Raw genomic sequence first — 202 nt, 5'->3', positions numbered from 1 at the left:
GTTAGCCTTTTATTAACATAACTTTTATCTCCTATTATAGACATAGAACTGTATTTATCACATAAATCCCATACTACTTTTTTATCATAAACATTTGCAGGAGTTATGACATAGTCAGTTAAGAAACCATCTACTGTAGTAAGTGCATGAAACTTAAATCCAAAATATTTTTGCTTTTTTGATGGACATACTCCATAAGAGG

General features: G+C 29.2%; 1 protein-coding gene. It reads right to left on the bottom strand.

All coding sequences use genetic code 11. The features are described 5' to 3' along the window. The coding region (locus G3997_RS05635; RefSeq protein WP_296649431.1) for a transposase at window positions 1-202 on the bottom strand (202 nt) is incomplete at both ends.

Source organism: Romboutsia sp. 13368, assembly GCF_018336475.1.
Lineage (GTDB): Bacteria > Bacillota > Clostridia > Peptostreptococcales > Peptostreptococcaceae > Romboutsia.
This window is presented reverse-complemented; position numbering and strand designations above follow the sequence as displayed.